The organism is Nitrospirota bacterium (assembly GCA_016219645.1).
In the GTDB taxonomy this organism is placed as follows: domain Bacteria; phylum Nitrospirota; class Nitrospiria; order Nitrospirales; family Nitrospiraceae; genus Palsa-1315.
On sequence record JACRLR010000019.1, the window covers coordinates 88,676 to 107,503 of the forward strand.

An 18,828-nucleotide genomic window follows, 5' to 3' on the forward strand; every position below is an offset into this window, starting at 1 on the left:
AATGAAGTACGCCTATATTCTCCAAGAGATCGACTCGCCTGTGAGTTTATTTGACTACTTCAAGACCTTCGCTCACGAAGAGCATTCGTTTCTCTTGGATAGCGTCAGGGACCCTGAGAAACTCGGCCGGTATTCATTTGCCGGCAGACAGCCCTTTCTGGTGTTCAAGAGCAAAGGCCGGCAAATTGAAATCCATGAACAGCACGGGATCATTCGGAAGGAAGGACAGCCATTCCAGGAACTTAGGCTCCTTCTTTCGCGGTACAAAGTTGATCCGTCTGCCTATCGAGACAGCCAGATTCCTTTTCTCGGAGGGGCCGTCGGCTACTTCGGCTATGAATTGAACTATGTACTGGAAAAGTTGCCCTGTCTTGGTGATGACGACCTGGGTTTGCCGGACAGCTACTTCATGTTTGTCGATCATGTACTGATCTACGATCATCTCGAAAAGAGACTGTTTCTGTCGGTAATCGCGTTCGATGAAACTCAGGAAGCGGCTGATGAAAAAGTTCAGGGACGCTTTAACGAGCTCCGTCAGTGGATGCTATCCGTAGAAGCCGAGCAAGTAGCTGAAGGGGAAAGTCAGACAAGTGATCAGCTCAATCCAGAAGTGGATCGAGAAACCACCTCAACCGAAGTTCACTTTCGAGAGATGTTTAACGAATCGCAGTATATGGCTGCCGTTCAAAAGGCGAGAGACCATATTTTTGCCGGGGACATCTTCGAGGTCTGCATGACGCATCGGTTCGAATGTGACTTTGACGGCGATCCGTTCGCTCTGTACAAAGACCTGAGACGAATCAACCCTGCACCCTTTGCCAGTTTCTTGAACCTACCGTGTGTGAAAGTCGTGTCTTCGTCTCCGGAACGGTTTGTTCGGGTCGACCGGCAGGGGTGGTGCACGAGCCGTCCAATCAAAGGCACCAGACCTCGTGGGAAGACGCCGAGGCAGGACAAACAGCTCCACCGCGAGCTGATGGCGAGCATCAAGGATCGCGCGGAAAACATGATGATTGTCGATCTGGTGCGCAATGACTTTGGACGAGTCTGTGAGGTGCCAACCGTTCAGGTTTCCGAGCTCATGATCATCGAAAAGTATGCGACTGTATTCCAAATGGTTTCGACGATTATGGGCAAGCTGGAACAGGGGAGAAACAGCCTGGACCTCGTCGAGGCCTGTTTCCCTGGTGGCTCGATGACCGGCGCGCCAAAAATCGAAGCCATGAAAATCATCGACGCGCTTGAGCCGGTAAAGAGAGGAATCTACTCCGGCTCAATAGGATACATTGACTACGCCGGCAACCTCGACTTGAACATCGTGATACGGACGATCCTGATCAAGGACGGAAGGGCCTATTTTCAGGTTGGCGGAGCGATCGTCGCAGATTCCGACCCTCGGGATGAATATTTGGAAACACTCCATAAGGCAAAAGCGTTGAGACTTGCCTTGCAAACCGCTGTGCAGCAACTTGCGCCGGTTCCTGCGCTTCAAAAGGGGTAAGCCATCATGAAGATAGTAATACTCGATAATTACGACTCGTTTACGTACAACCTGTATCAATACGTGGCGGAACTCAACGGGAAACCGTTGGTTTATCGGAACGATGCGTTAACCCTTGCCCAGCTCCAAGATCTGAAGCCGGACCGGGTCATTATTTCTCCCGGCCCAGGGAATCCTGAAGACCCGAACTACTTCGGCATATGCAAGCAAGTCATCACCGATCTGGGTCCGACGGTGCCGATCCTTGGAGTGTGTTTAGGCCACCAAGGAATTATTCATGCTTTCGGGGGCAGAGTCGTAAGGGCGCCCTACCCGATGCACGGGAAAACCAGCGTCATTTACCACAATAACCAGGGAATCTTTAAGGGGCTTCGCAACGGAATTGAGGTGATGCGGTATCATTCCCTGATCGGGGAGCGGAGCACATTACCCGACAGTCTCGAGGTTACTGCCAAAACGTGGGACGAGATTATCATGGGTGTACAGCACCGGCAGTACCCGATTCATGGAATCCAGTTCCATCCGGAGTCGGTAGGAACGTCGTTGGGGAAGAGGATTCTCAAGAAGTTTCTCGAACTGAAAGTGTGACCCTCCACGTCATCTCATTGCACGAGATGGTAGCACCATTGGAGCGCAAAATTAGCTGTAAGGGAGCTGTGGAACTGACCGCCGCGAAGCGTGCCTCAGCGCTGTGCGATTCATAAGAGCCGGAACCTGCAGCGGCACCTGGCCAAGCCGTACCGTCACGAGGCGTATCGGCAGCTCATGACAGCCTTGGAGCAGACGAGCGATGCCGACGCCCGGCGGATGCTGCTGGAGTTGGAGGCGTGGCTGCGGACCAAGAACGAGTCGGCGTCGGACCGGGGATTTCGATGAACAGCCGTGCTGCGAGGAAATACAATGGGCTTCGATCCGCAAGTCTACGTGATCGCGTGATCCATTAAGGAGAACCGGTCCCATTCAGTGAGCCTGACTTCGTACCCCTGCCAAATATCCCCCATCGTGTAACGTATTCTCGCCTTCCCACGAGCTCTCGCACCCACCCCGCATTATTCACAAAGACTTCTACCGCGACCTGCGATACGCCGCTGCGACAAGCAGTCCGGCGGAGGGCTAGCTGCGCGCGGCCGTCTCCGCGGTTTCGTCACGAATTTTCGTGAATGATGCGAGCTGAGGTATCAGCTGGTGCCGAATTCAACAAGCCCCTGCCGGTGGGCTGCAATGAGCAGCTGTTGCCGATTGGAGACATGCAGCTTACTAAAGATCGCGGTAAAGTGATGGCGGACCGTCGTTTCTGAAATGCACAGCCAATCCGCGATTTCCATATTCGTGAACCCCTTCGCAAGCGACCGTATGACTTCTCGTTCTCGAGAGGTCAGGCTCTCAATAAACCCCACCCGCTTGAGATCAGTGGTCCTGGTCGAAGGCGTATCGCTGATCACGCCGGTGGCGGGTTGCGCAGGTCGAGGACCCATGGATCTTGGAACGTCGCCGCACAGGGATTCAATGACGGCAAACAGGACGGCAGCCGGTTGAATGGTCAACACGACTCCTTCGGCGCCTGCTGCTAAGGCCTCGCGTGTCAACGTCTCATCGTGCAATCCACTCAGCACCAAGATGCGCGAATCGGCGGCCGCCGCGCGCAATGCTCTGATGAGCGCCGACGAGTCTGTATCGACCAGTCTCAGATCGACGACGACGACCTGCGGCTTTTCCCGAACAACGGTGTCCACCGCCTGAGAGCTCACGGCGACTTCAGCAATTTCTGAGACGAAGGGAGACTCTTTCAAGATAATGTGCAATCCCCTGCGCAGGACAGGATTGTTACTAATCAGCACGATTGTGAGTGCGCGAGAGCTCAATTCTTGAATGGCCGATTGTTTCATCTTGCTTCTTATACCTCGTATGATTCCAGCCTATTCGCCGAAGCGGCCTCTCCGGCGAATAGGCTGCTGTTATGAGTCAGCCAGGACTGGTGTTGGGCGCCCGTTAGATTCTCATTCCGTAAGCTCTCGCGTCAAGTAGGCAGGGCGCTATCTATGTAATGCAACGACTGGTTCAGGGGAACTAGGAGAGCCCCTAGTCCTAAAGGGAAACATTACCAGCGCCTACGACAGCAACCTGGCGTACACCCTGCATCTTTTGCACAGAGAAGATTCCATCACCAGTTTGTTGGATTCGGCCCTGCCGTCTTCCCAGTTGACCCAGCTCGATAGTTCTATTAGCGTAGCGGTCCAACAACTCTGCTAGACGGTTTCTGGAGGGAGCAAGGAATGCATGTCGTAGGACTCATGTCTGGAACATCCGGTGACGGGGTTGATGCAGCACTCGTGAACATTACCGGGCGAGGCCGCTTCCTGAAGGCGCGCACGCTCGCAGCACATACGTTGGCCTATCCACGCTCGTTACAGCAGCGCATTCTCTCTGCGTCGGTTTCCGGGACGGTCGCGGATGTGTGTCATCTCAATGCGTTGCTTGGCGAATGGTTCGCGAATGCGGCGCTGCTCGTGATTCGGCAGGCGAAACTTCAGCCGACCGATGTGGCGTTCATAGGCTCTCATGGGCAAACCCTCCACCATCTTCCCCATGGGATCCATGCGACTGGCGTCGGTGCGATCCGTTCTACCCTCCAAATCGCCGAACCGGCGGTCATTACCGAAAGAACGGGGATTACAACCGTGGCTAATTTCCGTTCGCGTGACATTGCCGCAGGAGGCCAGGGGGCTCCACTGGCGCCTGTTGCTCATGCGTTGCTTTTGAAACACGCGCGTCGTGCACGGTTGGTGGTGAATCTCGGGGGCATCAGCAACGTGACATATGTACCGAAAGGGGGCCATCTCAGTGGGGTGCTGGCATTCGATACAGGGCCGGCCAATATGGTACTCGATGGCCTAATGGCGCGTGTAACCGACGGACGGTTGTCGATGGATCGTGATGGGAAGTTGGCTATGAAAGGGGAGGTCGATTCACGACTGTTGGGCAAGTTACTCGCGCATCCCTTTCTATCCAAGCGTCCGCCCAAATCGACTGGGCGGGAAGCTTTCGGTCCTGCTCTCGTCGAGGAACTGATTGCGATTCAGCAGCAACGGAGCCTCTCGATAGAGGATCTATTGGCGACCTGCAGTATGTGGACTGCCAAGGCGGTCGGAACCTCGCGCCGTTGGATAAGCGGGGAGATCGATGAAGTGGTGGTGGGAGGCGGTGGCGTCAGAAACCGTAGGATCATGAGTCAGCTGGCGACAGAGTTCGCTCCGGTTCCGGTCACCACATTTGAGACGTTAGGGTGGGACAGTAAGGTGTTTGAAGCTGTGGCCTTCGCGCTGTTGGCGTATCAAACCGTGACGGGGCAGTGGGGCAATATCCCGTCTGTGACAGGCGCGAACCATCCGGTGCTGCTTGGGACGATTGTCCCGAACGGACCGCGGTGGCGCGAATCTCTTCCCGGGCGGTAGTCACGATGGTGGAGATTGTATCCATCGTCATTGTCATCGGGCTCCTGGGTTTCCTGGTGTGGCGTTTGAAGGGCTCGTCAACCACTGGACCATCCGGGAGAGAGCCCTTTGTTCTTCCTTCCGGCGTCACGCTGCGCCCCCAGCCTCTTCTGACCGACACGGACCTTCTCCTGTACAATCTCATACGGCTGGCCGTGGAAGACCATTATCTGGTTTTTGCGAGGGTTCCCCTCTGGGCTGTCGTCAGCGTCGAGGCAGAAGGCAAGATCCGGTCGCAGGTGTTGCGGCAAATCGCGCTCAAGCAACTCGACTTTGTGTTGGTCCATCCAGGAACGAAGTCCGCAGAGCAGGTTGTGTTGCTGGAGGATGATTTTCCTCCTCAGCCGCATGAGGTCATTCGGAGAGGGGAGATCCAGTCTGTGTTACAGGCAGCCGGCATCACAGTGATCACCTTGAAGCCCCACACCTCCTATACGGTGCCTCAATTGGCTCAGCTGTTTGGTGTGAGTGATGACGAGTGATGGACGCGCGAGGTGAAACTAGTCGGAAAGACTGTTGCCGGTTAGTTGAGGAGTTGGTTCCGCCTCTCGCATCGGTGCTGCGTCGAGAGCTTTCCGCGCCAGCTCTGCTTCTGGACTGTCCGGATATTCATCGAGCACCCGCTCGTACATCGTACGGGCCTTCTCGTGGTCCTTCAGCCTTGTGTAGGTTTGCCCGATTTTCAACGTTGAGGCAGCAATCCTCGGACTGAGCGGGTAGTAAGACACAACATGGTAGAAGGTCTTCAGGGCTTCTTTGTACCGGCCCAGCCGATACTGGCATTCTCCCATCCAGTATTGTGCATTGGGTGCTAACGAAGACTGCCCGTGGAGTTCGAGAAAGAATCGAAAACCGGCCAGCGCGGCCTCGTAATCACGGTGTTTGTATTCCTCCATGACCCGATCGTAGAGATGGCGAGTAGCATCCTGCTTGTTGGAGGGGGCGGCCACAGCGAGATTGAGAGAAAACAGCATCGCCAACAGTCCTGGAAGCACGGTCATTAGGATCTTCATGGTAATACCTCTTACGTCTCGGGAAGGTCTCGCTATCCGTTCTCTCGTTGGAACGCAATCGTCGTGCCACCATGCCAGGACCTCATGCGGCTAAAACCGACAAGATTTCAAGGCCTTGATACTATCCAAGGCCAGGATAGGCCTGGAATTGTCGAGCGTCTGTTCCTGCAGGACGACAGATTTGTACGATTGGTGCGGGAGTCTCCCCATTTCCTAGATGGAGACAGCCACTCAACGAAGTGGCCACAGTAAAGAGCCGGTGACCAAATACACAGGAAAGGGACCGTGAAGTGGGTTGGACATGTTGACTGATCCTCCGGCAAATCCACTCGGAGGAAAGACCTTGATCGTCGATGCGCATAACGGTGACTCGTATCGGCGACCGAGTGCGGCACTACTCGATGCAGGAGAATATGATCAGATCTTTGTTCGCCCTGGAATCTATGAGGACAAAGTCTTTATCACGGGGCGACCGATTCATCTGTTAGGCGCTGGTCGAGACGAGGTGCAGATTTTTTCCCGTCGTGGGGGTCCGCTCTATCTCCAGCAGGTGCCAAGCGGTCGCATTTCCGGCATCACGTTTCGATACGTCGGCAGCGATCAGCATTCAGCGATGAACCTGCTCGATTCGACTTGTGTTGTGACACAGTGTCGTGCCATGGAGGGCATTCTATCCGGCGTGGTGATTTATGGGCCGCAATCACGACCGACATTTGCGGAGAATGAAGTCTGTGGAAACCGCGAATCCGGGATTTTCGTGTTTGCCGGGGCACAGCCAAGGATCGCCGATAATGTCTGTTGGAATAACCACCATTTCGGTATTGCGGTGCGGGATCCTGGAAGCCATCCGGAGCTTATCAGAAACCAGTGCCGAGAAAATATGTTGAGTGGGATTCTCCTCTTTCATCACGCGGAAGGGCTCCTCGTCGACAATATCTGCAGCGAGAATCAGCACTGGGGGATGGTGATGACTCCTGACTGCCGTCCTACTCCCGGCCGTGAGGCGCTCGATACCTCAAACATTCTTGCCCCCAATCCACGGGGGACCTTGGTCGTGACGGATCAGCCCTTGAGTGACATCGGACGGTGAGTGGCAGGACTAGCGAAGGGTTCTGCAAGTGGCACAAATGCATCAGGGACGAAGGTTAGCCGAGGGAGTTCCGGAGACCCTGTGAAGGTGAAACGCATTGCCGCCTAGCTGTTTTGCTCGATACATCGCTGTGTCCGCATGCTTCAGTAATTCGTCGACCGGATGATCGTCGTGAGGGTAAATCGTAATTCCAATGCTGATGCCGATGGAGATGTGCTCCCCTTTCAACTCAAAAGGCGTGGCGATGGATTCTGTGATCCGCTTTGCGACCATGAGAATATTCTCTTCGGAAGTGACTCCTTCGAGAATAATCGTGAACTCGTCTCCGCCCATCCGGGCCACGGTGTCGACTTCCCGTACACAGGCCTTGAGTCGTTCAGATACGGTCTTGAGTAATTCGTCGCCCATATCGTGGCCGAAGGTGTCATTCACCGCTTTGAATCGGTCCAGATCGAGGAGCATCAGGCCGATCGGTTGTTGCATACGCTTGCTTCGCGCCATCGCCTGAATGAGCCGATCACGAAAGAGATTGCGATTGACTAGGCCGGTCAAGTGATCATACTGTGCCAGGTAGGTCAGATGTTCTTCAGCCCGTTTCCGCTCGATAGCATAGCGGACCGCACGAGCCAACAGTTCGGGATGACCTTGGCCTTTGACGAGGTAATCCTGTGCCCCCTGTTGAACGGCTTGCAGAGCCAAGGTTTGGTCGTTTACGCCGCTCAAGACGACGACTGGGACCGTCGGACTGGTGGCGTGGACCTGTCTCACCGTCGCCAGACCGAACCCATCAGGGAGTGACAGATCCAAGAGTACGGCATCGAATCGCTCTCGGCTCAGAAGGGCGAGTCCTTCTCCCAATGTTTTCGTACGGGTAATCTTGAACTCCTCGATGCTCCACTCAGTGAGAAGATCTCGCGTGAGCTGGGAGTCGACGTCATTATCTTCAACAAGGAGTACGTTGATCATCTGACGCTTTCGGTATCGGGTGAACTTCTGAATCGGCTCCCAGTTTCAAGGTCCGGACTGGCTGTCAATGACGAGGCTGGTCACCATGAAGTCCTGATTATAGCTAGGAGACAGGGGGAGGATAAACAAAATCTGAAATACTGCCAGGGAGAGGCGTGAAAAGCGTAGGGAGCAGGAAGGAAAAGATACCTATCCCTGAGGCAACAAGGGCGGAACATTCTGATAAATTCCGTGCGGCAGACGTTCGGGGCCGATGATCCCTTCGCAGGCATATCCTGGCTCGAAAGGCCAGAGGAGGGACCGGCCTTGCCAGGAACCTTTCACCTGGACTCGGCCGATCGGGACTCCAAGGCGAGCCGCCTCCTCGTGCATGATGGAGAGACAACCTTCATAGGTAGATGCACGGCGGCCGAGCATGATCGGCTGGCCTGTCTGGCTATGAAATATCGTATAGGGCTCAGCGCAACCTGCCAGGATCAGGATCATGAAGAGCATGAGAGCCTTGGTCATGAACCTGTCCTCTCACACGTTGGAATGAATCTTTCCAAGAACGCCACCTTTCTCACGCGTGTGATCGAAGTGGCCGTGTATGCGGTATATCATGCTTGACGAACTGGCCCACGCGGACTTGGTCTCCACTTGGCAGTTGAATAAATTCAACCCCGAACCGTCGTTCCTCACACCAGCGGACTTTGGCTAATCCGACCCGGAGCGGAGAGTTGCTGCCAGGCACGAGCAGCCTCATCTCAAGATAGGGGCCTGGTCAGACAATTCGGAGAGGGAAGCGTACCACAATCTGATCTCGCCACGCGAGAGGCCCCTCGTTTGCGGGGTCTGCGCAAGAGACATTAGATGCTCTCTGTTCCCATGGAGCGGACCGCGAGCGAACCGCCGATGTCCCGCTTGGCCCGCATTATTCACGAGAGTTCGTGACGAAACCACCGAGACGCCACGCGAGACGGGCGCGCGGAGCCGCGAGGGAGGGAGGCATACTTGAAACAGTATGTTGACCGACTGAGCGGCGAGCCCGCCCGCCGTCAGGCGCGTCGCCACCGCGCTTGCGAGGTCGAGCGCCCTTTGTATGATCCTGGCGCGAAGAAAGAATACCGCAATGAGTTCTGATTTTCGTGCGGCGGTTGCAGTAGAAGTCTTCGTGAATAATGCGGGTTAGGGAGTGGTTTCGAGTATGGCGATCAATGCGCGGTAGGTCAGTTCACGAATTCTTGCCTTCGACGATGGTTGGTCACTGCTGTTGATCTCCAACCACACGCGGTCCGCCACCTGGGTGCGGGCGTCGTTACACAGGCCCCACATCTGATGGAGAAACCCGTCCGGTAATCCGACTTGCATCCCCTCAGACTCAATGCGATCGTCCAGTATGGCCAACAAATCGGTCAGCGCCTGATCCGGCCGATAGGGTGTAACAGAAAAGCCGAAGGAGGTATGAGCCGCCGTCTCTTGCTCCGCCTGCACCACCAGATCCCTCATATACTCTTTGAGTAAACCTGTTACATGACCAGACAATGCCATACCGTTCTCCTCGCCCACATTATGCGGATCTGTCGGAGGGGGAGCAAGAACCGCAGTGTGATTGACCAGCCAATCAACGGTTCTCTATGATGCCGATACGAACGGCAGGGGACTTGTTTTGCCCTCTGCGGAGGGGCCTGTCCCATTGCTCCTCCACGAAGGCTGTGGGCAAGGCTGGTGATCATGGAACGATTTGAGGTGGCGCTGAATACCCCGGCCGGACGTCTGACCACCGCCATTGATGTGCCGACAGGATTCATTCCCATCACTGCGATTGTTCCAGTCACGCGCCGCCTTGGGGAAGAAGCCGCGGAGTTAGAAGTCCAGCAGGCCGTCGAAGCAGGCAGGACGGTTTCCTGCCGAAAGGGCTGTGCTGCCTGTTGCCGCATGCTGGTCCCGCTTTCCGCGCCGGAAGCCTTCGCGCTCAGCGAATATGTGGAACAGTTGCCACCGGATCGGCGAACTCTCCTGCTCAATCACCTGAGCGACACGAAGGATCGTCTGATTCGCGAAGGCCTGTGGGATCGGCTCAATGACGTGGCAGAGACCTCCCGGCCGGTAGCGGATGAAGAACTCGACCCGATCAACCAATCCTATTATGCATTAAGAATTCCATGTCCCTATTTGGAGAACGAACTCTGTTCGATTTATGAGGCGCGACCAGCCGCTTGCCGGGAACTCCTCGTGACCTCACCGGCGGAACTCTGCCAGGATCTTGTGCACAATCCGATCGTGCCCCTGCCGGTCTCGATGCGAATCAGTTCCATTCTGGGACTGGTGTGGGGGACGTTAACCAGCGCTCCTCCGCGGCTCATTCCGCTTCCGATGGCCTTGGAATGGGCCGAGCAGCACGAGGAGGAAGCCAGGCGGACGTGGCCCGGCTCATCGCTCTTGGATCAGGTGCTCGACAAGATGTGGCGGTTTTTGAGCCAGGAGTTTCAAAAACGTAGCAACGAAGCTGACGGCTAGATTCTACTACTGCGAGCGATAAGGAGAGACAGCATGCACAAGCCTGTGATTGTCTGTTTAGACTTGGAAGGAGTGTTGGTGCCGGAGATTTGGATTAACGTCGCACTCAAAACCGGCATTGAGGAATTAAAGATCACCACCCGTGAAATGCCCGACTACAATGCCTTGATGACCCGGAGGCTGGCGATTTTGGATCAGCACAAGCTCACGATCCGGGATATTCAGGAGGTCATCGAAAAGATGGGGCCGTTGGAAGGCGCCGTGGCTTTTATCGCCTGGCTTCGCGAGCGATGCCAGGTGCTCATCCTGTCCGATACGTTTTATCAGTTTGCCCAACCGCTGATGCGCCAGCTGGGGTTTCCAACGCTCTTTTGCAATCAATTGGAGATCGATCCAGCCGGACGCATCGTCAACTACCACATGCGGATGCAGAATCAGAAAAAACACTCGGTCGCCGCGCTCAAATCACTCAATTTCCATGTCCTGGCCGCCGGCGACGCGTACAACGACACCGCCATGTTGGGGGAGGCCCATGCGGGATTTTTCTTCTGCCCGCCTGAGCACCTCCCCAAGGAATTCCCGCAGTTTCCTGTCACGAAGACATACAGTGAATTGCAAGCGCGCTTCGCAGAGGCAGGGAATTTCAAATAGCTGTCAGCCTTCAGCTACAACGCGATTCCTCCCTTCACCCCTCCTTACGAAGGAGGGCTAAAGACACTGAGCGCTGACAGCTCTCTACTCCCCATTCACCACTTGCAGCACCCGCCGGCCATACCGTTCAACCTTTAGATCACCGATGCCGGGAATCTCCAGCAAGGCAGCGGACGTCTCCGGCTTGTGACCGGCAATGGCCCTCAATGTCTTGTCATGAAAAATGAGAAAGGCTGCGACGCCTTCTTCCTCGGCAAGCTCTGTGCGGAGTTGCCTGAGCCGCTCAAAAAGCTGCGGGTCCACCGGAGCAGCTCGCGGGGCAACCACAGAAGACATCCTTTCGCGGAATGGCTTCGCCACCGGTGAATCGGACTGAGGCCCTTCTAAATGATTCGACACCTCAGCACTGACTCCTTGCAGAATTTCCCGCCCCTTGTGCGTCACATCGAGCGTGGGATACTCCGTGCCTTCGACCTGAAGATGCCCCGAATCAATCAGAGCCTTGACCAGGCTGGTTACCGATAACTTTGTCTGCGTGCGACAGGTTCCGTATGTTGGGCAGTCTTCCGCTCCATAGGCCATCAGTGCCTTGGAACGACTTCCCCGAAGAATCTCAACGATTCGGCTCACACCAAACCGACCCCTGCACCAGGATACGGTTTCCAATATGGTCTTCGAGGAAACGGTGGCCTCCCGAGAGACCGCCCTGCTTGGCTGCCGCTGCGGCGCGACACAGCGATCGCAGAGACCGCAGGGGCCTAGAGCCAGTTCAGCTTCATCGGTGAAGTACTCAAGAATCGCAAGCTGCCGGCAGGTCGGCACCGAAACATATCCCAGCATTTCTTGAAGCAGCGTTTTCATCCGTTCCGCGCGATCCACACCCTCGGAATCTTTTGCCGCCTGCTGAATGAAATATTCCTGCGTAGACAGATCACGCTCATGAAACAGTAACCAGCAGGAGGCCGGATGTCCGTCGCGACCGGCCCGTCCGACCTCTTGATAATAGGCCTCCACACTTCCCGGAATGTCGAAATGGACGACCAGCCTGACATCCGACTTATCGATACCCATCCCGAAGGCATTCGTCGCAGCCAAAATCCGTAGAGTCCCTCGTCGGAACTCGTCATGCACAAGTCGCCGCCCCTCATCCGAGAGACCGGCATGGTAGTAGCCGACCGACTGGTGAGAGCGTTCCAGCCATTCCGCGACCTCTTCCACGCCACGGCGCGTCGCACAATAAATCAGGACCGTGCCCTGCTCAGTCTCGTCAACCAGGCGCTCCAATGTCACCAATTTTTCCTGGCGAGATTGGCAAAGACGGACAGACAAGGCGAGGTTGGCCCGGCGGAACCCTGTGACCAATCGGAATGGGTCGCGGAGCGACAACCGTCTACAGAGATCCGTTTGCACGCGGGCAGTAGCTGTGGCAGTCAAGGCCAAACAGGGGGGATTGGTCAATTCCTGGCGCAGGCGGCCGATCTTGAGATAGTCGGGCCTGAAATCGTGACCCCACTGGGAAATGCAGTGCGCTTCGTCGACGACCAGCAACGAGACCCAGAGGGAACGCAAGAACCGGAGAAACCCCTCGTGCTGCATCCGTTCGGGCGCCAGATAGAGCAACTGCAGCCGCTTCTGGTTCAGATCCTCCATTACACGGCTCTTTTCAAGCCCGCTCAGGCCGGAGTGAAACGCCGCCGCCGCAATTTTCCGCTGCCTCAAGGCAGCCACCTGATCCTGCATCAAGGCGATGAGTGGAGAAATGACCAGGGTCAGTCCGGGCAACAGGGTCGCAGGCAATTGATAGCAGAGCGATTTTCCTAGCCCGGTCGGCATGACTGCCATCGCATCGCGCCCGGCTAGCACCGCGCGAATGACCTCTTCCTGGCCGGGCCGGAACTTCGCAAAGCCGAACTGTTCGCTGAGCTGTCGAGTGAGATCATCCATGGTGAGAACGTATCGATGATGGATGGTTGGGGAACATGGGCGCGAGAGGAGTATAGAGGACCGACTCACGGCGGGCAAGACCGCGTGCGAGAATGGGATTTGAGCTAGAATTTTGAACGAGAGATAGGCGATGGGCCTGGCTGACTCTGTGCAGGATGCTCAAAAAGGCTGTCCAGCAAGGCCGCAGTGAGCGACTAACGATGATCTTTCCAAGCTTGCTCTTGCACGTTGTCCAGGATGGCAGGCTTTTTCAGTATCCTGCTTAGAAGTTCACCCAGAGCTGGGCATAGGCCCAATCCTGATCGGTGCTGGTGCCCAGGTTCTGCTCGATATAGTCGCCGGCGAAGAGGTGACCATAGCCGGCCTGGAAGGATAACTTGCCCTCCATGAAAAAGCGCGTCCAAATGATATCCAATTCGTTGCCGATGTGCCTCGTGGTGTTGTTCGTCTTCGAATAGACATAGACAGTTTGGGAGGCGCGATACCAGTTATCCTTCGTATTGGCCAGGTTCAGGCTGGTGGCCCAAATTTCAATGTGGTCATCCTTGGTCGGGCGAAATTGGAGGTTAATCGAGGGTTTCATCATGTTCCTCCAGCCAATGGTATCCATATAGCCCATGTGGATATGGTTGGTCCCCCACAAATTCTCAAACGTGTTGGCAGTCTTACAACCTGTGGCCTCACCGCCAGGGAGCGTGCAGTTTGCCCTGCCATCGCCGGAGGCATAGTCGAAGTTGAACGCCAACCGGGGTTTCCATTCCCACTCGTAATGTGTGTATCCGATCCAGGTCCTGGTGGCCCAGGCATTGATGCTGAGATTCTTTTGATTGCCATAGCCTGCGTTGGCTCCACCGTTGTCACCCATTTGACCGAACTGCCAGATCGTCTCGTTCCATCCGTCTATGTTGCCTTTGCGCAGCTCGATCCGGTTTCCGATCATGTGACGAGTCTGGTTCGAGTGCTTCGGTGTGCCGAGACCCTGGTTCCGGTTGTCTCCCGAGTTGTACCGGTTGGAATAGAGGATGTAGTAGGGCTCGATCACGAATCCCGGTACCGACTTGATCTGGTTGTAGAAGAGAAACACGTCGGAATCGATGTTCGCGCTGCCGTTATTCAATGTGGGGTTGTTGCTACCACTGACAGGAAGGTTGTTATGGAGCGCACCGAGCGGCTCTCCTTGCCCGAGATCAGACTCAGAAGTGCGGAACCAACCAGCATAGCTATCCCAGGCTTTCGTACTGTACTGCAACATGATACCGTCAAAGGCAAATCCTGTGTTGGACCAATCGAAGGCGCCGAATATCGAGTGGTTGCCGAACACCACATATTGACGGCCGGCCTTCACGCTCAGGCCCTCGGCTCCGGCGAAGTTCCGGATCAACATGTAGGCGGCCCGGACGCCCAAGGAGCCGCCGTTCCCGAAGCAAACCTGGGAGTTCGTGCAGTTTTGGCCGTTCTGAGTCCGCTGGTTGTCTTGGACCGGGGTACCCTGTAGCCCGTTGGCACCCCACACGGATGCGTATTGGAGTTCCATGTAGAAATTCACGTCCGGGGAGAGGTCATAGCCGAAACCTAAACGTGCCTTCTGCAAGGCGTAGCTATCGTTTGCCTTACCGGGCGTACCGTTCGCAGAGGTTTGGCCGTTGAACGTATTGCAGGCTCCTAAAGTATTACCAGCCATGGCGCTCCCGAAGCAAATATTGTTCCGCATTTCATACCGTATGCGAAGGTCAGCACGCATCCAGAACTTATTAATGTCAAAGTTTTTCCCGATCTTCGGGTCGTAGAGCTCGTAGGCTTCTTTGTCCGGAATCGCTCGAGCCACGACCGCAGTATGGGTGATTTTTTCACCCGCGGGCAATTCAAATGCCGCTTGTGCCAGGGACGTCTCGAATGACATCTCTGTTGCGACCACGGCCGCACAGCAGAGAATAGCAAGACTGGCCTGTCCTATCTGCCCGATGATTCTCACAAGGGTTCTCCTCTCCAGCGGTAGTCGCTAGGGGTAGACCGTCTACTGACCTGCCCCGGACCCGTGAGCCGAATTCTCTGGTCTTTGGAAATCTGCCGACGCTACGGGAGAGGATACGGCCATCATATAGATAGCCCTATCCTTCAGGCGGATGACACAAAAGACGACTGCGGCTGGGGTAGCATGTAGCGGCTTCACGCCGGCTCTTTTGTAAGACGCTCAGCCTCACACGCTGATGGAGTGATTCACACTTCTAACGGGTACGAAATCGATGGGGAGATTTTTGTGGCGCCAATACTAATGATGTGGGGGAGAGAATGCAACTGGTTCGTGAAGGGGAGAGTAACCTAGAAAAACTCTGGAAGGTATCTCTAGGCCGGATTCTGTACCGCTAGGTCTGATTGGCAGATCCTTTTGAATCAGCTTGTTGTTCTGCCGGCTTCGTTGCGGCAGTGATCTGCTCTTCTGCGTCTTTGATTGAAGCTTGAAAGTCTTGCTCGACCGTCTTTATTTCCTGCTGGATCATATTGAGTTCCGGTTCTACCGACTTCCGCAAGTCTTCCGCCGTCTCCTTGACCCCCTTGACCGCTTTCCCGACCTGGCGAACGACTTCAGGCAGCTGCTTGGGGCCGAACAGCAAGAATGCAATGACCAAGATAATGAGAATCTCGCCGACGCCCAATCCAAACATGGCTCGTCATACGTAAATCATCAGGCATCATACGGAAAGCAAAGTAGGAAGCGTGTGATTCCTCTTGGCGCTTCACGCCTGACGCCTCACGTTTCACGTCTCCTTACCCTTGCTTGACCTGCTTCCCTGATTGAACCGGCGCCGATGCCGGCGGGGCCGCCTGCGATTGTGCAATCTGCGAGGGCGGCGTTTCAGGCGCATCGGACGGAGGAGGCGTCACGTCGATGGCATCTTCCTCGTTGACGCTCTTCTTGAAGCCTTTAATGGCCTTCCCGAGCCCTTCGCCCAACTGCGGAATCTTGCCCGCGCCGAAAATGATCAAGACAATGACCAGAATCAGCGTCAATTCCATCCATCCAAACGATCCAAACATTGATTACTCGCTTTCTCTTCTTAATCCCCCCCAAGTTCGTTTACTCCAGGGCTCTAAATCATGCGAACTGGCGGGGCCTTCCTCATGCGAGGAGAAGAATATGAAGGCTATAGGAGAACAGGAATTGAGTCAAGCCCCAACTCGCTCCCCCAATAGAGGGATGAGAGACCTTTGGCTAACCCTTGCGTGTTACAGAGGGGGTTAGCGAATGAAGGGCATTCTCGCGTTTAAGTCAATGGTTGAGACAGAATTGGGCGAGTAGTCACTTGCGCTTGCCCTCAATCTCAGCTTGCTGACGAAGGTATGGCCTTGAGTGGCAACGGTGTCCAGCTTGCGCCTGCATCGGTCGAGCGGTACAGGCCGCTCCCGTTCGTTCCGGCATAGAGGATGCGTGAATCGCGCTGGTTCATCGCAAGGGCGCGAATATTCAAGGAAGCAAGTCCGTTATTGATCGGACTCCAAGATTGCCCACTATCGGAGCTCTTCCAGACCCCTCCAGGCCCTCCGATATACAGAGTTTGAGGCTGGGCTGGGTCGAGGAGGATCGCGCTGATGAACAGATCCGGGAGTGATTGTCCGATGCGCTCCCATTGTTCCCCGCGCGTCGCGGTGCGGAAAAGGCCCTTGGTTGTTCCGGCATAGACGATGTCCGGGTTCACCACGTCGAAGACAATGGCATTGACCCCCAACGCCATAGCCCCCATCAGCTCCTGTTCAGAAATCAACCCATTGTTTATTTTCTTCCATCCCATCGCAGCACTGTCGGACCGATAGATTCCTCCCGTAGTTCCCGCATAGAGGACCCGGGGATCACGGGGATGAATGGCGATGGAGACCACGATATGAACTTCTTTCATCCCCGCCATGCGCTCTTCCCATTCACGTCCGCCGTCTTTGGTGTAAAAGGCGCCGACGGTTGTGGCGGCATACATCTGGTCATGATCTGTCGGGTGAAAGACGAACTGATTGATAAAGGAGACATGTTCTTTCAGTCCGACGTTGTGGGGAAGCCAATGTTGCCCGCCATCCGGACTCTTGTAGACGGCATCGGCCATTGTGCCGGCATAGATCGTCGCCGGGAACTGAGGATCGATCGCCAGGGTCGTCACTCGTCTGGCGCTGAAACTTGGGAACCGTTCCCACAGTCGGCCCCCGTCGCGCGACTTATAGACCGCATCGTTCGTGGCGACATAGAGAATCTCCGCGTTCGTCGGGTGCAGAGCGATGGAGACAATCGCCTCGCTCTCCTTCTGGCAGCCAGCGCCCGCCAGGCAGAAGAATAAGGCAAGGGCGCAGGCGAATAGCCGCTGGATCTGAATGGTTCGAAGCATCGTCATGATGGACAACTTGTGCAGGGGAAATAGGCGAGAAACCTAATCACAGCGGTTGGAGGGGAGTCAAGATAGATGGAGGTAACCGGTGAGAGAAACCCGTAACTTTTAGCGCCAGCTTAGCGTGGGCAACTAGAATTAAGCTTCAAATCCGTCCGTTCCCAGAACTTGTAGCCCAGGGCTGTTTCGAGCGCTTTCAGCCGTTCTTCTGAGTATGGATGGTCTGCCGTCAATTTTTCGATAGGATTATCGGCTTCGTTGCGAGCGCTATCGCCAAGTATCCGCCGCTCTTCGAGTTCGTTCTTGAGTCTGGTAAAAAAATTGTCGTGCGATAACCCTTCTTTGATACCGATCGGAGATGCCCCAGCGGCAAGGGCCATCTGGGCTCCGAGTAGATCAGCCTGCAATTCCTGTTCACGAGCGAACTGTGCCAGCTGCGCCTTTAGTTCGACCTCCCGATGCAGCTCCTCTCTTGGCGTGAGGGGCTGGCCCGTTTGGTATTTTTGATAGATGCGGTCACGCACGTCCGTGAGACGATCCCCCTCTACAGGGTCGAGACGAACAGAGTTCAGCTTATTTTCCAACGCTTCCCGCACGATGAGCTTGTTGTAATGATTGAGCTGAATATGGGCAAGCTCATGTCCGGCGATGAACAGAAGCTCATCTTCCGAAGGTGCGCGATCGAGATAGCTTTGGTCGAAGTAAATGGTTGAAGCAGTGGCTGCCGCGCCCATCCCGCTCGGCTTTGCCAAAATGCGAACATCGACTGGCACGGAAGCTTGATCCGATGATCCCTGAACGCGTTGAACTATAGCTTTAAGCCGTTGTTCGATCAGCGGATTCCTGACGAACCCGTGCTTGGCTTCAGCGACCTCGTCCCAGCTTTGGCCATGTCGATTCGCGAAATGGGCCAGCCGATCCCAAGCCTTGCGAACCAATTTATCCAAGGGGGCTCGTTCCTTCACGCCCAGCTCTGGAAGAAGATAGGTGATGGCCCGTGTCGTGAGATTGAGTTGGGCGTCTGCCAGGCGGACTCTCTCTTCCACCTTGGCGAGCGCATCCCGAGAGATAATCAACGCCCGATCGGCCTTTTCGTGCGCGGCATAATGAACGGGCCGGTCGCTGAGCGAGCGAATGAACGTTTCGATATCAGAAATCTTGTCTTGGGCATGGCGCTTCTCGGCCAACGCCGCATCTTTCTCCGCCTGCTGGCAGGACAACAGCCGCTCGATCTTGGCGCGAGCGGCGATCCGGGGATCGGCCTGGTCGGCCGCAAAGGAGGCGGCTGCGGGCAGCATTAGGTGAC

The 18,828-nt window shown here is 55.5% G+C and carries 19 protein-coding genes; 8 read left to right on the plus strand and 11 right to left on the minus strand.

The genetic code is table 11. From position 1 onward, the window contains the following. Window position 1: 1 nt before the first annotated feature. The 3 genes from pabB (at window position 2) to HZB34_08805 (ending at window position 2,377) form a co-directional block, all read left to right on the plus strand. Complete coding sequence (gene pabB / locus HZB34_08795) at window positions 2-1,501, plus strand: aminodeoxychorismate synthase component I (protein ID MBI5316055.1); 1,500 nt, start codon at window positions 2-4, stop codon at window positions 1,499-1,501. A 6-nt stretch (window positions 1,502-1,507) separates the two neighbouring features. Beyond that, the gene (locus tag HZB34_08800; protein MBI5316056.1) at window positions 1,508-2,089 is read left to right on the plus strand and encodes an aminodeoxychorismate/anthranilate synthase component II; all 582 of its coding nucleotides are present in this window, start codon (window positions 1,508-1,510) and stop codon (window positions 2,087-2,089) included. A 90-nt stretch (window positions 2,090-2,179) separates the two neighbouring features. Next, the gene (locus HZB34_08805; protein MBI5316057.1) at window positions 2,180-2,377 is read left to right on the plus strand and encodes a hypothetical protein; all 198 of its coding nucleotides are present in this window, start codon (window positions 2,180-2,182) and stop codon (window positions 2,375-2,377) included. A gap of 302 nt (window positions 2,378-2,679) precedes the next feature. On the opposite strand, the gene HZB34_08810 is transcribed toward HZB34_08805, so the two are convergent. Further along, entirely contained in the window at window positions 2,680-3,387 is a 708-nt protein-coding gene (locus tag HZB34_08810; protein MBI5316058.1) for a response regulator transcription factor, read from the minus strand. Window positions 3,388-3,774: 387 nt separating this feature from the next. Between HZB34_08810 and HZB34_08815 the strand changes: the two genes are divergently transcribed. Together HZB34_08815 and HZB34_08820 are read left to right on the plus strand one after the other, a co-directional pair. Then, on the plus strand, window positions 3,775-4,953 hold the full coding sequence (locus HZB34_08815; GenBank protein MBI5316059.1) for an anhydro-N-acetylmuramic acid kinase: 1,179 nt from the start codon (window positions 3,775-3,777) through the stop codon (window positions 4,951-4,953). A 5-nt stretch (window positions 4,954-4,958) separates the two neighbouring features. Further along, window positions 4,959-5,474, plus strand: coding sequence for a DUF2726 domain-containing protein (locus tag HZB34_08820; GenBank protein MBI5316060.1), 516 nt, complete (start codon window positions 4,959-4,961; stop codon window positions 5,472-5,474). A gap of 18 nt (window positions 5,475-5,492) precedes the next feature. Here HZB34_08820 and ybgF read toward each other — a convergent pair whose 3' ends face one another. Then, window positions 5,493-6,005, minus strand: coding sequence for a tol-pal system protein YbgF (ybgF, locus tag HZB34_08825; GenBank protein MBI5316061.1), 513 nt, complete (start codon window positions 6,003-6,005; stop codon window positions 5,493-5,495). Window positions 6,006-6,306: 301 nt separating this feature from the next. On the opposite strand from ybgF, the gene HZB34_08830 reads away from it, so the two are divergent. Then, window positions 6,307-7,095: a right-handed parallel beta-helix repeat-containing protein gene (locus tag HZB34_08830; GenBank protein ID MBI5316062.1), complete on the plus strand. Its 789-nt coding sequence runs from the start codon at window positions 6,307-6,309 to the stop codon at window positions 7,093-7,095. Between the two features lie 42 nt (window positions 7,096-7,137). Here the strand turns inward: HZB34_08830 and HZB34_08835 are convergent, their stop codons facing one another. The 3 genes from HZB34_08835 to HZB34_08845 form a co-directional block, all read right to left on the minus strand. Continuing rightward, window positions 7,138-8,061: a GGDEF domain-containing response regulator gene (locus tag HZB34_08835; protein MBI5316063.1), complete on the minus strand. Its 924-nt coding sequence runs from the start codon at window positions 8,059-8,061 to the stop codon at window positions 7,138-7,140. Window positions 8,062-8,250: 189 nt separating this feature from the next. Continuing rightward, a complete protein-coding gene (locus tag HZB34_08840) occupies window positions 8,251-8,571 on the minus strand; it encodes a hypothetical protein (protein ID MBI5316064.1) in 321 nt (106 codons plus the stop codon). 657 nt (window positions 8,572-9,228) lie between these two features. Further along, window positions 9,229-9,591: a hypothetical protein gene (locus HZB34_08845; GenBank protein ID MBI5316065.1), complete on the minus strand. Its 363-nt coding sequence runs from the start codon at window positions 9,589-9,591 to the stop codon at window positions 9,229-9,231. A 183-nt stretch (window positions 9,592-9,774) separates the two neighbouring features. Between HZB34_08845 and HZB34_08850 the strand changes: the two genes are divergently transcribed. Beyond that, window positions 9,775-10,560: a YkgJ family cysteine cluster protein gene (locus HZB34_08850; GenBank protein MBI5316066.1), complete on the plus strand. Its 786-nt coding sequence runs from the start codon at window positions 9,775-9,777 to the stop codon at window positions 10,558-10,560. A 33-nt stretch (window positions 10,561-10,593) separates the two neighbouring features. Next, window positions 10,594-11,211 carry a bifunctional phosphoserine phosphatase/homoserine phosphotransferase ThrH gene (gene thrH / locus HZB34_08855; protein MBI5316067.1) on the plus strand — a complete coding sequence of 206 codons (618 nt, stop codon included), beginning with the start codon at window positions 10,594-10,596 and terminating at the stop codon, window positions 11,209-11,211. Window positions 11,212-11,295: 84 nt separating this feature from the next. Here the strand turns inward: thrH and HZB34_08860 are convergent, their stop codons facing one another. The 6 genes from HZB34_08860 to HZB34_08885 form a co-directional block, all read right to left on the minus strand. Next, complete coding sequence (locus HZB34_08860; protein MBI5316068.1) at window positions 11,296-13,155, minus strand: RecQ family ATP-dependent DNA helicase; 1,860 nt, start codon at window positions 13,153-13,155, stop codon at window positions 11,296-11,298. Between the two features lie 262 nt (window positions 13,156-13,417). Beyond that, a complete protein-coding gene (locus HZB34_08865; protein ID MBI5316069.1) occupies window positions 13,418-15,055 on the minus strand; it encodes an alginate export family protein in 1,638 nt (545 codons plus the stop codon). A 463-nt stretch (window positions 15,056-15,518) separates the two neighbouring features. Then, window positions 15,519-15,818, minus strand: a complete 300-nt coding sequence (tatB, locus tag HZB34_08870) for a twin-arginine translocase subunit TatB (GenBank protein ID MBI5316070.1) — start codon at window positions 15,816-15,818, stop codon at window positions 15,519-15,521. 103 nt (window positions 15,819-15,921) lie between these two features. Beyond that, window positions 15,922-16,191, minus strand: a complete 270-nt coding sequence (locus tag HZB34_08875) for a twin-arginine translocase TatA/TatE family subunit (GenBank protein ID MBI5316071.1) — start codon at window positions 16,189-16,191, stop codon at window positions 15,922-15,924. A gap of 284 nt (window positions 16,192-16,475) precedes the next feature. Further along, complete coding sequence (locus HZB34_08880) at window positions 16,476-17,528, minus strand: hypothetical protein (GenBank protein ID MBI5316072.1); 1,053 nt, start codon at window positions 17,526-17,528, stop codon at window positions 16,476-16,478. Between the two features lie 113 nt (window positions 17,529-17,641). Continuing rightward, window positions 17,642-18,820, minus strand: a complete 1,179-nt coding sequence (locus HZB34_08885) for a M48 family metalloprotease (protein ID MBI5316073.1) — start codon at window positions 18,818-18,820, stop codon at window positions 17,642-17,644. Window positions 18,821-18,828 lie beyond the last annotated feature (8 nt).